Origin of the sequence: Streptomyces sp. 2A115 (assembly GCF_052245575.1) — a bacterium.
Taxonomy (GTDB): domain Bacteria; phylum Actinomycetota; class Actinomycetes; order Streptomycetales; family Streptomycetaceae; genus Streptomyces.
On record NZ_JBQQCG010000024.1, the window covers coordinates 23,173 to 37,894 of the forward strand.

Annotated in this window: 12 protein-coding genes; all 12 read right to left on the reverse strand. The window is 69.9% G+C overall.

All coding sequences use genetic code 11. The annotated features are described in order from the left end of the window. Positions 1–5: 5 nt before the first annotated feature. The 12 genes from ACTWQR_RS21855 to ACTWQR_RS21910 all read right to left on the reverse strand — a co-directional run bounded on the left by ACTWQR_RS21855 (position 6) and on the right by ACTWQR_RS21910 (position 14,597). Complete coding sequence (locus ACTWQR_RS21855) at positions 6–2,450, reverse strand: phage portal protein (RefSeq protein WP_443228800.1); 2,445 nt, start codon at positions 2,448–2,450, stop codon at positions 6–8. Then, the gene (locus ACTWQR_RS21860) at positions 2,450–2,845 is read right to left on the reverse strand and encodes a hypothetical protein (protein WP_443228801.1); all 396 of its coding nucleotides are present in this window, start codon (positions 2,843–2,845) and stop codon (positions 2,450–2,452) included. Before ACTWQR_RS21860 ends, ACTWQR_RS21855 begins: the two co-directional genes overlap by 1 nt. Positions 2,846–2,886: 41 nt before the next feature. Then, a complete protein-coding gene (locus ACTWQR_RS21865; RefSeq protein ID WP_443228802.1) occupies positions 2,887–3,408 on the reverse strand; it encodes a hypothetical protein in 522 nt (173 codons plus the stop codon). Between the two features lie 82 nt (positions 3,409–3,490). After that, positions 3,491–4,612, reverse strand: a complete 1,122-nt coding sequence (locus ACTWQR_RS21870; protein ID WP_443228803.1) for a hypothetical protein — start codon at positions 4,610–4,612, stop codon at positions 3,491–3,493. Between the two features lie 89 nt (positions 4,613–4,701). Further along, on the reverse strand, positions 4,702–6,780 hold the full coding sequence (gene fxlM / locus ACTWQR_RS21875) for a methyltransferase, FxLD system (RefSeq protein WP_443228804.1): 2,079 nt from the start codon (positions 6,778–6,780) through the stop codon (positions 4,702–4,704). 23 nt (positions 6,781–6,803) lie between these two features. After that, a complete protein-coding gene (locus ACTWQR_RS21880; RefSeq protein WP_443228805.1) occupies positions 6,804–8,072 on the reverse strand; it encodes a lanthionine synthetase C family protein in 1,269 nt (422 codons plus the stop codon). After that, positions 8,069–11,032 (reverse strand): lantibiotic dehydratase, encoded by a 2,964-nt coding sequence (locus ACTWQR_RS21885; protein WP_443228806.1) that lies wholly within the window; start codon positions 11,030–11,032, stop codon positions 8,069–8,071. The genes ACTWQR_RS21880 and ACTWQR_RS21885 overlap by 4 nt, the downstream gene beginning before the upstream one ends. A gap of 219 nt (positions 11,033–11,251) precedes the next feature. Continuing rightward, positions 11,252–11,428, reverse strand: a complete 177-nt coding sequence (locus ACTWQR_RS21890; RefSeq protein ID WP_443228807.1) for an FxLD family lanthipeptide — start codon at positions 11,426–11,428, stop codon at positions 11,252–11,254. Positions 11,429–11,631: 203 nt separating this feature from the next. Next, positions 11,632–12,555 carry an endonuclease/exonuclease/phosphatase family protein gene (locus tag ACTWQR_RS21895; protein ID WP_443228808.1) on the reverse strand — a complete coding sequence of 308 codons (924 nt, stop codon included), beginning with the start codon at positions 12,553–12,555 and terminating at the stop codon, positions 11,632–11,634. Next, positions 12,552–13,493, reverse strand: a complete 942-nt coding sequence (locus ACTWQR_RS21900) for an endonuclease/exonuclease/phosphatase family protein (RefSeq protein WP_443228809.1) — start codon at positions 13,491–13,493, stop codon at positions 12,552–12,554. Before ACTWQR_RS21900 ends, ACTWQR_RS21895 begins: the two co-directional genes overlap by 4 nt. Before the next feature lie 88 nt (positions 13,494–13,581). Beyond that, positions 13,582–14,232 carry a JmjC domain-containing protein gene (locus ACTWQR_RS21905; RefSeq protein WP_443228810.1) on the reverse strand — a complete coding sequence of 217 codons (651 nt, stop codon included), beginning with the start codon at positions 14,230–14,232 and terminating at the stop codon, positions 13,582–13,584. Beyond that, the gene (locus tag ACTWQR_RS21910) at positions 14,229–14,597 is read right to left on the reverse strand and encodes a hypothetical protein (RefSeq protein WP_443228811.1); all 369 of its coding nucleotides are present in this window, start codon (positions 14,595–14,597) and stop codon (positions 14,229–14,231) included. The genes ACTWQR_RS21905 and ACTWQR_RS21910 overlap by 4 nt, the downstream gene beginning before the upstream one ends. Between the last annotated feature and the right edge of the window lie 125 nt (positions 14,598–14,722).

Genomic DNA, 14,722 nt, shown 5'->3' on the forward strand with positions numbered 1-14,722 from the left:
GCGGGTTACTCCTCGGGGTCGGTGTCGTAGTGCAGGCGGCAGCGGCAGTTCACAGTCAGGCCGATCGGCGCGAAGGGGTCGCCGGGGTACCGGAGCTGGGCGCCGTTGATCTCGTACGGGGTGCCGACAGGCAGGGTCTTGCCGTGCAGCGCCTTGTGGGCAGGTCGTACACGGTCGTCCTGGCGCGTGATCCACGTCCGTACGACTCCGGGTCCGGCGCTCTCCGCCGCGGCGTCCGCGGCCCCGTTGATGGTCGACACGGCGCACGTCTCGGCGACGCGTTCCACCAGCGCGGGCGCGGCCGCGTTGTAGAAGCCGCCCACGGTGTGCACGAGGGTCTCGAGGTCAAGGCTCGGATCGTTCTCTTGGGCTTCCCGCAGCACTTCGGCGAGCTCGCCGAGCAGCGCGGTCACGGCCTCGCCGGCGTACATCGCAGTTACGAGAGCGGCAGCCACGGCGGCCGGGGGCACCGCGTCGGTGCTGGCGACGGCCTGGCCCAGCTTGCGGGCGGTGGTGGTCGCAGCCTGCTGCAGAATCGGGGCGAGGGTGTTCGTCGTCTCCTCCGCCCAGCGGGCAGCACTCACGACGCGGTCCTCGTCGATGTTCGCGTCACCGCCGCGGGTGTCGTTCTCGTTCTCCGGCTCCCAGAACCGCGTGTGCTTGCGGGTCTTCGGGGCGCGGAGCCGGGCGACTATGACGCCCTCCTGGCGTGCCAGAAGCGCAGTGAGGGCCGCCTGGACGGCCATGGACAGGCTGTCGAAGTCGGCGTCGGTGACCTCGAACCCTTCAGCGGCCAGAGACTTGGTCTCGAGCTGGGCGCGCGCCGCGGCGACGTCCTCGGCGGCGGGCCCGTCTTCGGGCTGCGTGATGGTGGCGCGGGCGCGGGCGACGTCGTCAGCGGCCTCACCGGGGGTGGCCTCGGTCGTCTGGGCGCGGGCTGCGGCGACCTCGTCGGCCGCGGTGCCCCCGGTTCCGGAGGGCAGCTCGAGGGGCGCCTCCCCGCGGGCCAGGGCGACGTCGGCGGCGGCAGTGGGGGCCGCCTCGAGCTCGCGGGCCTCGGCGACCGCCGCGGCGGCGGACTGGTCTCCGCCGGCCGCGGGGAGTGCCGCGTTCGGGTCGGCGCCCGGCTCGGGGGCCAGGCCCAGCGCGGCCGCGTCCTGGTCGTTGGCGGGGACGGGTGCCTTCTGCGGGCTGATCCAAAGGGCGCGGGACTGTGGCGTGTTGAAGGGCTTCCGGTTGGCGATCTGCCGGTACTCGTCGATCGTGATCAGGCCCGCGTCGAACTCCTTGCGGGCCTCTTCTCGGGCCTGACGGCGGGGGAACTCGAGCGCCTGGACACGGGAGGTGTCGAATCGGATGACCCAGTCGTCGGACAAGTCCGAGTCGAAGGCCGACGCGATCAGGTTGAGGTGGGGGAGCTCCGTGTGGGACCAGAAGTTCCACTCTTCCCGGTCGGCGTTGTTGAACGTCCTCTCCGAGGCGTTGCCGATGACGGACTCGTACACACCGAACGCGGAGAGGATCTCGTTCTTCGCGGTGCTGGAGAGGGTCTCGTAAGCCATCTCCCGCGGGCGGGCAGAGGTGTCGACGTAGGTGACGCCACCGGGACCTGTGCCGACGAGGGTGAGCTGTCCGGCGTTGTGCGCGCCCGGGGCGAGGCGCCTCTGGATCCGGTCGACCTCGTTGGAGTCGACGCCGTCCAGGTCGATACCGACGATGCCGCCGGGGCGGCCGTCGTTGTCGATGAACGAGATGTTGTAGGTGCGCGCCTTCACGTCCAGGTCGATCGACAAGCCAGCGGCCTCGAGCGGGGTCACACCGCAAAAAGGATCGACCGGGTGCGGGTCCCTGATCCAGATGACCTTTTCCGGTTTGAGCTCGCGGATGTGCCCGCGGTAGTCCGTGAACTGGAAGTGCTTCACGTACGAGGCGTTCTCATCGTCCGGGATGACCTCGACGCGGTCCGGCGGAAGCAGGTCAAGCCGGGTGAGGACCCCTCCGCGGCTCTTGGTCTTCTCGATGAACACGCCCTTCTTGCTGAGGAGCAATTGGGCGCTGAGACGCTTCTTGAAGACGTCACCCGTCTCGAGCGGGTTGGCCTTCTTGTTCAGCAACCGCAGGAGCGGGTGGTCCTCGAGGACCTCCTCGAACTCGCGCTCGTCGCCGCCGCGGCCGATCTGCACCGGGAGAGTGGAGGCGTGCTTACTGATGGCCTCGACGCTCTTGAAGGTCCAGATGCTGCGCTCGTAGCCCTCGACGACGACGCGCTCGAGGTCCCAGCCGTCCGCGCGGCCCGGGGTGCCCCATACGTTCGTGACACCAGCGAGCGTCACGGACGTGTAGACGCCTCCGGCCAGGAGATCCTTCGTCTCGGTGGGCGGGGGCGCTGGTTCCACGGCCCCTCTGGGGACGAGGAGGCCCCGGAGTGCGGGGAAGAGTTGGCGGGGCATCAGGCCCCCTCAGCGCTGGAGATCCAGAGGCCTGCGGTAGCCACAAGGGCGCTGATGGCCAGCCATCCCAGCGGGGGCAGCAGGTAGAACAGGACGGCTGTCTGTCCTGCGTAGCCGCTGAATGCGGCGATGGCTCCGGCGTCTTGCTGCCATCGGCGCGTGGAGTTGCGGCGGACGAGAACACCGCTGGCGCACAGGCCGATGAGAGCGGCGGACAGGCCGGCGGTCCAGTGCAGGGCGCCCAGCGCACCGAGTCCGCCGAGCGCACCGAACGAGAGCAGGAGGAGCCCGAGAGCCTCCCGGCCGACCTTCGCGTCGGGGAGCACCGACCCAGTGATGTCGGTGGTAGCGACAATGGGGTCGTCGTTCGACGGGTGAGTTTGCTGAGTAGTCACGCCGCGCACCATGAACAGTGGGCGGCGTTAACGTCGCGCGCTCAGCGCGGGGGCCGGGACACCCCAGTCATGTAGGCGCTGATACCGCGCCGGTTGATGGTGCCGCCGGAGATGATCCGCGCGTTCGGGGGCGGGGTGGGCACCTTCCGCTTGGCCCGCTTGCTCTGGTCGCCGCCGATCAAGTGCGTGTTGTCGCTCTTGGCGGCGCAGTCGTCGCCCCTGACTTCGTCGTACGGCCGGCGGCAGCCCCTGCAATACACCTCGAGTGCGTCGACGCGCTGCCCCTCGGAGGCCTTGAAACTGCCCCGATAGTCGGCGACGCTCGCGATCTTCGGCGTGACCTCGATCTCCGCGGCGACGACCCAGACGTGGGAGAGGTCGGGTGCCTCAGCCTTGGCGGCCGGCGGCTCCGGCGGCGGAGCGGTCTTGTGCTCGGGCGCGGGTCGTTTGGCCGGAGCCGCGATCGCCTTGGGGGCGGTCTCGGGCTCGAGCCAGGAGAACAGGCTGTCCTGCATATGGGATCGGCCGGTCTCGGGCGAGGGGGGAGCTTTCGCGATCGTCACCGTTCCTCCGGATCACTGTGGGGTTGACGCAAAGCTCAACCCCCGTCACCTCCCGAACGTCAACGGCCGTGTTCTGTTACACCTACAACACTGCGGACGGCCCCGTGCGGGCTGCGACGCTGCTCCGGATGACGCGGTCGCTGACGCGTATCGCGGCCTTCACCTCGGCGTGTAGATCGGCGGGGAAGGCGCTCGCGCCGAGCGCGCAGTCATGGAGGAGGGCACGACAGTCCTGCGCCTCTCGATCGGTCGCGAGGGCGGTGAACGAGGGGTGCACAAGGATCTCCCGGGCGGCATACCCGTCGGTCGTCGCCGTCGCCCGGCGGTGGAGTTCCGTGACCACCCGGCGCGCGGCTGAATCCTCGGGGGAGCCGACCGCGTCCAGCACCGTGAGACCGAGCCTGGTGTTGAAGACGGTCATGCCCTGCTCGTCCGCGCGGACGAGGTAGGCGGCCACCAGATCCTGCAGGTGGCGTTGGAACGGTTGGCTGGCCGCCCGGCGGCTCAGCACGTTCAGGCAGCCCGTGACGGCGTCCTCCCACGGCTCCCCGGGTTCTGTGCGGGCCAGGAGGTCCGCGGTTGCGGAAGCGTCACCTGCGGTGAGAGCAGCGAGCACGGCGACCTGGCGGCCGTCGAACATCCTCTGCCCGACGCCGCGGTGTTCTTCAATGTGGGCGAGCGCTTCCGCCCAGCGGCCGGCAGTCGTAAGGGTTCGTGTCCCGTCGGCGAGGAGGACCCGCCACAGCCAGGCGCGGACCTCTTGGCGGTCCTCGGCGCTCGCGGTGAGGTCGGCCGGGACGACGATGCCCTCGAAGTCGGCTGCGGTGCCAGTGCTGACGGCGTTGTATAGCGCAAGTAGGCGCTGGCGGCCGTCGTCGGCGTGCCCGGCGCGGATCTGGAGGCGCGCGAGGTTGACGACCGGTTCGAGGGCCCGGATCGCGGTCATACCCGGCAGGGGGCAGGCGTGGAGATAGGCGGCGGCGTGCTGGTGGCACATCCTGCGGGCCAACTCGGGCAGGTCGAGGTCGGAGGCAACGAGAGCGGCTTGGTTGTAGACCGCGGAAGCCAGGCCCTGGTCCGCCTTGTCGGCGGCGTTGTCAGCCAGTTCGGTGAGCGCGCGCACGCGTTTGGGTAGCGGTAGGCAGGCGGGCCGGAAGCGGGCGACGAGCGGGAAGCGCTGGGCTATGGGTCCGTGCGGGTCCATGGGTCCCCCCGGGGCGAGAGCGGAGAGGTGCTGAAACGACGGTGCCCGCTGGCGTGTGGCCGACGGGCACCGACCGCTGGGACGCGGTGTCACTGCCAGTTGACGATGACCCGGTTCAGGGGGTTGTCGATGACGAACCGGCTGGGCCGTTCTTCGACGGAGGGGGTGTCGAGGGACTGCAGCTCGAAGGTGGCTTCCCGTCCGCGGAACTCGCGGTCCCAGGTACGGATGGCGTCGGCGACCTTCGCGGCCAGCTCGTCACTCCCGGGGCCGTGGCCGATGACGCCGAACTCCCACAGCTTGCCGCCCTCGGGTGTCTTCTGGTCGGACAGGCGGCGGGCGAGGTAGGTCACGGCGCCCTTGTCGACGGCCGCGGTCGATGAGGGGTAGGGGTCCTCAGTCAGGAGGGTGCCTTTGGCGGCCTGCGGGAAGTGCATACGGACCAGGCCCGACGGCATGGCGCAGGCGACGAACAGCTCCATCCATTCCGGTGACTCCATGGCGCGGACCATCATGCCGGTCCACTCCTCGGTGCGCGGCTGCTCCAGTACTCCGGCCAGGGCGTCGGCGTTGATGTTCTGGGCTGCAGGCGCGTGGAGCCGTACGGTGCCGTCCGTGCTGAGCGGGATGTCGCGGCGGTCGTCGTCGGCGATGCCTCGGCGCAGCGGCATGAAGGTGTTCATCTCGCTGCCGCGGGACACCCACCGGCCGTCGTGCTGCTCGTAGACGATGGAGCGGGAGACGCTGCCCTTGAGTCGCTGGGGGGCCACGAGTCGACCACCGGGGGCGAGCTGTTCGAGCCAGGCATGGGGGATGCCATACGCGCCGACGGTGGCGATGATCCGGTCATACGGAGCCCCCTCGGCGTGTCCGAGGGCGCCATCGCGCGTCACCGCCTCCACGTTGGTGAAACCGGCCGCGGCGAGGTGCGCGCGGGCTCCCTCGACCAGGTCGTCGTCGACGTCGATGGTGGTGACGTGGCCGCTCTCGCCGACGAGGTGGGCGATCAGCGCAGCGTTGTACCCAGTACCGGCGCCGAGTTCGAGAATCCGCTCGCCTGGCTGGGCTTCGAGCTGGTCCAGCATGAGGGCGACGATGCCCGGCTGGGAGGCACAGGAGATCGACGAGCCGTCGGCGTCGTGCTTGACGTCCACCACGTTGTTGGCATACGCGGCCTCGAGGGTCGCCTCGGGCACGAACAGGTGCCGGGGCACGGTGCGCAGGGCGGTCTCGACGGCGGGGGTACGGGCCTGCCCGTTGGCCTTGACCTGGTCAACCAGGGCATTGCGGAGCCGGACGGCATCGGCTTCGGCGGTGGTAATAGTGTCGGTGTTCACTGCGCTGACGCTATCGGCTGCGTGCGGCGCCCCGGCTGATGAAGAGCTGTTTTCACTCGATCCCATGACTACCTCTTTCGCGATGTGAGACAAGGCGTGCTGCTCCTCTGGAGGGAGGCCGGCACGGTTGGCGTGGAAGAGAACGTGGTGCGCGAGAACGGCGCGAAGTCCGCGGGTGAGTCCTCCACCCGTGGCGAGGTCGGCGAGGGCCGCGCCGGTCCGCTCGAAGGCGGCCACCCACGGGGTATGTCCGTCGAGCGGGCCCCCGGGGCGGCACAGAGCCGGGGTGCTGGCGGTCATCAGCGTGCGCATCGCCGGGGCCAGGGCGGCGGTCCGCTCCGGAGGAATTGGTCCGGCGGCCGGGCGCAGGGTGGCGTACTTCGCCCAGACGTCGCCCTGCTCGAACCAGTCCAGACCGGCGGCCCGCATCATCGCGCTCGCCAGGAGAACAGCCGTCTCCCGGCGGCCTAGGCGTCCCGGGGCGGGCCGGTAGCTGAGCAGGTGACGGCAGTCGGCGTGAAACAGCTCGTGCGCCGCGTCCATGGCGTACTGGCCGCCGAACGCGACGGTCTCGGGCTCGTAGATGCCGGGCAGCCAGGAGCGGACAATCCCATCGTTGGCCAGGTCGCTCAGGAGCCGTTCGACGAGCGGGGATGGCTCGGGCGCCTGGTAACGCAGCGGCCAGGGCTGCTTGTTCATGAACCACCAGCCGGTGACCTGCCCAGCTTCCTCGGCTGCGAACAGCACCGGGCCGAGGCGGTCGGTGATGGCGTGCTGCGCGCTCCGGCGGTCAGTGAAGACGACGTTGTGTTGGTGCCAGTCCGGGGGCATGACGGTCCTTCGATCGGCGGTGGTCAGGCAATGAGGAGGCAGGCGTCCCATGCGGTGTGGGGCGGCGTGGTGGTGGCGGGAGCCAGGAGTGCCAGGGCGATGCCCGCGGCGCCGTCGAGGAACCCGGGTCCGGCTTCGTTCGCCATGGTGGGCGCGGCGGCTGCCGGGTCGGTGCCGGGTGGGCAGATCGTGGCGAGGAGCGCAGGGATGACGGCCTGGAGCTGTCCGGCGGTCGAGGGGTGGGCGTCGGCGGCGGTCCGGGCGGCGACGTGGGCAAGGCCGGCGAACCCGTGGCACAGGCCGTTGTCCGTGGTGGCCTTGAGCTGTGCGGTGTCAGTGAGGGCGGCTACGAGCGCGTTCTCCGCAGCGATACGACGGGGGCTGTCGCCCAGGGCGAGAGCAGCGAGCTGCTGGGCGCGGGCCAGGCCGGCGGTGCCATAGCACCACGACGGTCGCCGTGGCGTGGACGGGGCGAGTTGGTCGTCGCGAAGTTCGGCCCGGGTGACCCAGTACGGCCAGACGGGGCCGTGGCCGGTCTCTTCCTGCCAGCGGTCGAGCCACGCGAGGATGGTGCGCATCGCGTCGTGGTGTCCGTCGACGACGGTGTTGTGCCGGGCGGCGAGGGCGAGCAGCGCGAGGACGCCCCCGATGCCGTGAGACATACCTGAGTTGGCATGCCCCTCGGGGAATCGGTCGGTGTCCGGCCGGCCGGTGGGTGCGGTCGGGGTCCACCAGCCCGGGAGGGTCTCGCCGGCGTGCGCGATCGGCTCAGTGAGGCGTACGCAGTAGTCGAGGACTGTATGTACCGCGGCGCTGCCCGGGTTGCGGCGCAGGAGGTAGGCGCCATAGCCGGACAGACCTCGGATCGTGTCGAATTCCGCGATCTCGGGGAGCTGTCCAGCATCAAGGCGACGGTGCGCGGCCGTGAGGCGCCGCAGGACGTCCCGGGCGATCTGCTCATCCAAGGTGTTGAGGGCGCGCTCGTACGAGCCGGGCATGTGGTCGGTGGCGCAGGCGAGGACCTGGGCGAGGGCGGGCGCCCCGTAGAAGGGGTGGCTGTCGGCCCCGCTGGTGAACGGTTGCCGGGCAGAGGCGGTGAGCCAGGCATGGGCGCGGTGCCACGGCGCGAGTCCGGCCGCGGCGCGCTCGATGTGGAGCAGCGCGATCCCAGGGAGGCCGTAGGCGATGTGTTGCCGGTCCTCCGCCGCAGCGCGAGGGCCGAGCGGCGCGGTCTCGGGATCGGCCAGGAGGTCGGCCAGGGCGGTGGACAGCTCGGCAGCGGGAGCGATCACGGGCGTGTCCTCTTTCTCTTCTCGGTGCGGCCGGTCCAGGCCAGGGAGGCGGCGCGCGCGAGGTAGAGGCAGACCTCTTCCTCGGGGAAGTTCACGGCGGCGTGCCGCACGAAGTGCGTGTGAAGCAACGAGGTGAGGACGTCGTCGAGCGCGATGCCGTCGGTGTCCGGGCTGAGCAGGTGTGGCCGGTACGCGGCGAGCGTGACGTCGCGGTCGGCCCAGCCGGTAACGATGGCCGCACCGCCTGGCTCGGTGTGTAGTGCCGCCCAGCCGTCGGTGGGGTCGGCGAGCCGTACGGCTTCGGTGAACTGCCCGCGGGGGAGGGGCTTCGGGGCTGTGGCCGGGACGTGGTCGATCAGCCAGCGGGTACCGGCCTCGACGCTACCGAGGAACGCGCTGGTGATTGCGATGGTGTGCGCGGCCACCAGCGCACGCTGGGGTGGGCGCTGCGGCTCGCGGAGTTGGGTGAGTACGGCGCGCGAGTCTGCCCGGAAGACGTCTTCGGCGGCCTCCCATGCGGCGCCGGAGCCCCAACGGCCCATCTCGCGATAGGAGGTGGGGAACCGCAGGTCCGACACCAGTCCGGCGGCGCGAAGTTCTCCGACCCAGGCGGCGACCTTCCCGGCGGTCTCGGCAAACGCGCCAGGGTCGGGCAGGGCGATGCGCAGACGAAGGTGCTGATCGGGATCGCGGAAGCGGATGAACCACCACGACGGTGCGCCGAGGCGTTCCAGGAGGCCCGGCAGGTACTGCGTCAGGAGAGTGTCCTGTCGACGCAGGTCGCCGTACACCGCGGCGAGCAGGACTGAGGAGGCAGCGGGTGTCTGCATCTGCGCCGAGGAGAGCGTACGCGCCACGGTCGGTGTCGGCAGTGGTGGCCACCCCGGGGATCGGGTCGCTTTGAGCGGCAGAACGACCTCGTGGGCGCGGCCGTCGCACCAGCCGTACGCCTCCGAGGCCGGTGCTTCGTGAAGGACAGCCGTACCCACGCGGTTGAGGTGCTGACGTAGCAGCGTCCGGTGGCCTGCCTGGTCAAGATCAAGGAAGAGTCGGCGATCGTCCTCCACGAGGAACACACGCCGCGGCGCGCGCAGCCGTGTCCGCCAATCCTCCAGGGCGGCGTCCCAGTCCGCCGAGGGGCGATCAAGTCGGGGGAGGTCTGCCGCGACCAGGCGCCAACGTGCTGGAGCCAGCACCGTGCGGCCGTAGCGCAGCCGGGGCAGGTACGGCATCGCAGCGGCGGCGCCCCAGTCGAAGACGGTGACCTGGGCGCACTGGGCGCGGGACAACTCGGTAAGGAACCGCACCAGGGGCGGGGTGTGGTCCTGGAGGTTCAGTGCGTGCATCCCTACCGGCTCGACCCGGCGGCCGCGTGCGGGGGCGGCCAGGTACATGCGGCGGCCGTCGCAGGCCACCGACAAATCCTCCGGGGTGAGTACTTGATCGGCCGGAGCACGGTGTTCCTCAACGCTGAGCAGGGTGGGCAGCACCTGAGGGGTACGGGTGACGTGGGCGCTTTCGGGCAGCAGGGGCGGGAAAGAGAGCTGCACGGGGACGGTGTCGGAGTCGGCGGACGGCAGGTCGGACAGCTCCGCCGCCAGGGCCGCGCGGTCGTCGGGGGCCAGCACGCTCAGGAAGCGGCCGGAGGAGACGCCGGCGCCGCGCGAGACGCTGACGACCTCTAGCTGGAACCGGCCGCGCTCCAAGTCCTCGACGCTGGCCGCGTGCACGCGGACGCCGATCTCCAGGTGCGGCGGGACGCGGGGGCTCTTGGGGCCGACGTCCAGCTCCGCGAGCTGTTCGTCGGTGAGGACGACCTCGGCACGGCCGTCGAGGACAGCGGTCTGCGCGATGCGCACCAGAGCGTCATCCCGGGTGGAGAGCTGAGGTCGACGCGGGCCGGCCGGGGCGCCGGGGTATCCCTCCGGGAAACCAGTGCCGCTGTCCGCAACGACCTCGCCCAGTGGCACCATCGTGCCGATGCCGTACCGCTCGTAGAACTTCTGGTGGTAGGCGCCCCATGCGGCGGTGCCGTACGGGCGGGCACACATCCGCGTGAGGGCCCAGGCGGCGCGCTCGGCCTCGCGGGCGACCGCTTCCGGCAGGGCGATGCGGGCGTCCAGGCGCAGGTCCAGCGCGAGAGGGTGACGGCGCAGGCCCGGCTCCAGGGCCCGCATCCGCTGGGCCACCTGCTTCCGTGCGACAGGGGTCTCACACGTGGTCAAGTCAGCGTGGATCGCGTGGAGTTCGTGCACCGTGTCCGCGATGGGGCCGACGGCTCCGGCGTCAGCGGCGTCGAGCTGGTCAAGGAGATACGCCAGGGGATCGGTCACGGTGCTGGGCGCCTGCAGCGCGGTGAGGAGTACGCGACGCCGGACCAGCCCCTCAATGAGCTGCTGCACCCGCTCCGGCGCCGTCCCAGGGAACTCCGCGGTCAGCTTGCCGGCGAGCGCATCGACTCGAATGGGCGTCCGGCTTGCCGCGAGGACCGTCCGTACGGGATCGGTCAGGGCCAGCGACGCTTCGACGGCGCGCGGCCCGTCCTCGCGGCTGTCTGCCTGGAACGGCACGATGAGCCGGTCTCCGCGGACGCTGATCGTGTTGTTGACGAGCACGGTCAACCGGTCGAGCAGAACAGGGCAGGTCTCCAGACGCTGGACCACGGTGGCCAGCCATTCCGCGCCGGCGCGGGAGGTAACGGTATGCCGAGTGCCCCACTCCGCTCGCGCGCGTGGGCCGACCGTCGCTGTGGTGATGCCGGCGAACAGGCCGAAAGGAGTCGGCCGGTGCTGGGCCCGCAGGAGGTAGCGGGCCACGGAGAGGGCGGTGCGCCGCACATCGCGCGCGGAGGGCTCGTCGGCGGCGAACAGGGCCTCGACTTGCGCGGCCAGCGTCGGCGCGGCGTGTTCGAGAGCTTCGGCGTCTTCGCCGGCGGCCCAGATCTCACGCAGCCACCGCATGCGGTCCGCGGTGGCTGCGTGAGAGCGACCGTCGAGATCCGGCGTCGCAGGGCTGGCAATGGTGGGGTGGGCGACGGAGCGCACCAGAGCGGTTGTGCTGGTTCGGAACACTGTGGTCGAAGCAGCCACCACTACCTCCGAGTGGGATAAGGGGGCGGGCGGTCGGTGCCGCTGCGCCACTGGCACAGCGGCACCGACCTGGAGACACGTCGTCGAGGGTCAGGCGACGTTGGTGGTGCAGGCGCCGCAGGTGCTGCCGCAGCCGTCGTTGGTGAGGTTGGTCAGGCTGGCGCTGTCGGCCACCTCCACGAGGGAGACGTCGAGGTCGAACCCGTCCGACGAGGCGGTGGCGGGGGCCTGTCCGGTGGTGGTCAGGGTGACGATGCTTGATGCCATGAATCTCAACTCCAGTTCATTCGTGCCGGATTGGTGTGGGAAGTGCACACCAGGGCAGCACCGGCGGAGCGCAGCCATGGGGCTACCTCGGCAGGTGATTTCCTGGCCATCCCCGTTCACCAGACTGGTGGGCCTGAGTGAGCTGGGAAGTCGTACGCCGCTCGGTGGGCCGGGCTCGGGGCGTCCGCCACCGAGCGGCAGTCTCAGGGGGCGACCAGCGACTCGAGCGCGCTCGGCTGCTGGTTGAGGACGTCAGAAAGGCGGTCGCCGTCGAGCGTGACTCGAACGATGTGGTGGTCCGAAAGCTCCTCGGGGACCTCGATCACATCTACGCCTGTCACCGTGTCCAGCAAGTCGGTGGTGGCGTAAACGCGGTCGATGCGGGAGTCCGGCCCGTGCGTCTCGTAGGCGTTGGCCGTTCGGGAGGCAGCCGCGTTGTCTCCGTGCTTGGCAGACCAGTGACGGGCCACGTCCTCTAGGCCGGCGGTGCGCAGCGCCTCATCCGGGCGGGTATCCATCACCCGGGTACCGTCCGGGCCTATGAACGAGCGGTGTAGGCGGTGCGGCCGGTCCTTGATCTCGTTCAGCACCGGCAGCACGGGGTCGCTCTCGATGCCGGGGACTGGATAGCTGTTGTTGTCCCCGCCGGCGAGGCACGGCATCCGTACGGTCTCGCCCTGGGAGGTGGTCCACTTCTTGTCGGCCCACGTTGACAGCCATTCCGCCTCGGCTGCACGGTTGGTGCTGGATGCGTAGTTGAGGTGGTAGGAGGCCAGGGCGAACGGTGTGGCTTCGGTGCCAGCGGGCAGGTAGCGCATGGTCAGTGCTGTGGGCGGTAAAACCCACATGGGGCCGGGCTTGGGCCACTCACGCACCGGGTGGAAGAAGCGCGGGTCGGCGAAGATCGCGGTGCACGATTCCGGGCCGAGCCAGCCGCGCATACCGAGCACGCCCTCCAGCTCGTACAGGATCGCGTTGCCGTCGGCGTCCGCGCGCCACATCTCCTGACGAAGCACCAGGTGCGGGCTCAGGGACACCAGCATCTCGTGCGCCTGCAGGCGCTTTGCGGAGTCACCACCGCCGTTATTCTCAAAGTTCCAGGACAGTAAGGTGATTTTGGTGCTCATGCTGCGACCGCCTTCTCCCACGGGGTTCGGGACAGGGCGCGACGCAGGGCATCGAAGCTGAACGTCGCCATCACTAGCGCGTGATCGGATGCTTCGATCACCTCGTCGGTCGCGACGACTTCCAGCCGGACCAGGGCCTCGGCGATCCGCGGCGTTGCGTACATTCGATCGATTCGCTGCCTCGGCCCCTGGTCCCCGCGCCACAACGACGCCGTCGGGGCCAGGGCCTCCGGTTGTCCCAGTACGGTCGCCGCCCGGTGGGCCAGATCCACAAAAACGGGGGGCCATCCTTCGTGCTCACCGGTGAGGATTTCGTCCGGGACGGTGTCGGAGAGCCGTTTGCCGTTCCGCTCGATCGTGCGGTGCACGAAGTGACTTCGGTCCTCGATCTGACTCCAGTCCGGCAGTGCTGCTATCTCGTCGGCCGTGCGGTGCGGATAGGAGTTGCAGTCGCCGCCGATGATCGTTTCCAAGCCCGGTTTGCCAAGTGTGACCAGCCTGTGGGCCTCGACCGCTCGATTGGCAGGGGAGAATGAGCACAGGTGGAAGGAGGCCAGGCTCAGCTTCCTCGCGGCACCGCTGAGCTGAACCACCGGGTTGCAGATCGGATGCCACATCGACGTGCGGTGCTCGAACAACTCGGTGGGCTGGAGCAGGTTCCTGTCGACGTAGACGCCGGTCGGGTTGGCGGACTCGCGGGTGGCGCTGGCGAGGAACGGAATCATGTGGCTGCCGATGCGAGCGGCCTCCGCCCATACCGCTCGCCCGCCGTACATGTCGGCGCGGGTCAGCTCCTGGCGAAGGAGCACGTGCGGCTGGAGTTCGGTGAGCACGTCCATGGCCAGGTGCCATTTCGCATCATCACCGCCGTTGCTGATGCCGTTGTGCTCGACGTTCCACGAGACCACACGGAAAGCGTCGTCATCGAGCCCGGTCAAGAGGTTCTCCCTGGGAGTCTGGTGGGTTGGGGCGTTGTCTCGGCCCGGTGGTCACGGTCGTACGTCATCTGGGCCGATGGGCAGGTGTTCATGAGGCGCTGGGGCTGAACGCCTCGGGACGCGGATCAATGGGCCGGTTCGTAGCGGCGAAGACCAGGTGCAATGAGTGACCCGGGGTCTCAGGGGTGCTGACCTCGTGCTTCATGCCGTGCGGCAGGACCATCACGTCCCCGGCCTCCATGCGGATCTCCTCGGGACTGCCGTGCGCCCTCGGCCAGACCCTCCAGCATTTCGCGCCCGAGATCTGCACGACAACGCCGGTCCAGACGTCGTCGTGCACACCGAGATTGAGGTCACCGGCATGAGACTCGTAAGCCGTGCACACCACATCGCGTCGCACCAGACCAGCCAGTTGGAGCGTCGCCAGGCTCAGCCAGCTGTCGCTGCGCACGTGCAGGCTTTCGTACACCCGGGTCCTTGGCCGCTCCCGGTGGCCGCGGGCGGCGCCTTCTCCGCTGGTCGTGCGGGTGAAGCCGGCGCCGTCAGCCAGGGCGATCGTCTGGCCTCGCTGCGTCGCCTCCGCCGTCGGCAGTGGCCGGACCGCGAGCCACTCCGCCGTGAACACGCCCTTCTCGTGTCGGAGTTGGCCGAGCGCAAGGCGTATCTCGGGCAGGACCATGGCCGCCAGGGGCGCGAGGAAGGCGGTGGCCGTGGCGACAGGCGATTCAGGTGACGTCACGACTCACCCCGCTGCTGGGCCATCACGTACCAGTGCGAGCCGTCCTTCTTGTAACAGTCACTCGCGCGGGCCTGGAGGGCGTGCTCGTTGAGGGCGTGGTCGGCCGGGTCGAGAACCCGCGTCGCGTGGAGTACGTCCTCGGGACGGAGATCCGCCAGGTGCCGCGGACGGAGCTCCACCACACGCCGCTCGGCGTCGACCTCCTGGACGAGCACCTCGTCCACTCCCAGGGCCAGTTCCCCCGGCATGAGCAGGAGACGCAGGGCCGCGCCGATGGGGTGCCGGTGCAGCACGGCGTTGAGTTCGCGGAACAGCCCTGCCTGCTGCTCGACCAGCGTCGGAGCGTCAGCACTCGCAACGGACATGTGTTTCTCCTTGGTTCGAAGGCGATGGTGTTGTTGCGCAGGGGGCTGGTGAGGGGTGGTGTCCCGGTCTCCGCGGGAGCCACCCCGCGAAGACCAGGACGGGTCTGGACCCACCAAGGACCAGG

Excerpts from the sequence above, each read along its gene's own strand:
- ACTWQR_RS21855 (WP_443228800.1), bottom strand. The coding sequence starts at position 2,450 with ATGCCCCGCCAACTCTTCCCCGCACTCCGGGGCCTCCTCGTCCCCAGA.
- ACTWQR_RS21870 (WP_443228803.1), bottom strand. The coding sequence starts at position 4,612 with ATGGACCCGCACGGACCCATAGCCCAGCGCTTCCCGCTCGTCGCCCGC.
- fxlM (WP_443228804.1), bottom strand. The coding sequence starts at position 6,780 with ATGCCCCCGGACTGGCACCAACACAACGTCGTCTTCACTGACCGCCGG.
- ACTWQR_RS21885 (WP_443228806.1), bottom strand. The coding sequence starts at position 11,032 with ATGCGGTGGCTGCGTGAGATCTGGGCCGCCGGCGAAGACGCCGAAGCT.
- ACTWQR_RS21890 (WP_443228807.1), bottom strand. The coding sequence starts at position 11,428 with ATGGCATCAAGCATCGTCACCCTGACCACCACCGGACAGGCCCCCGCC.
- ACTWQR_RS21895 (WP_443228808.1), bottom strand. The coding sequence starts at position 12,555 with ATGAGCACCAAAATCACCTTACTGTCCTGGAACTTTGAGAATAACGGC.
- ACTWQR_RS21910 (WP_443228811.1), bottom strand. The coding sequence starts at position 14,597 with ATGTCCGTTGCGAGTGCTGACGCTCCGACGCTGGTCGAGCAGCAGGCA.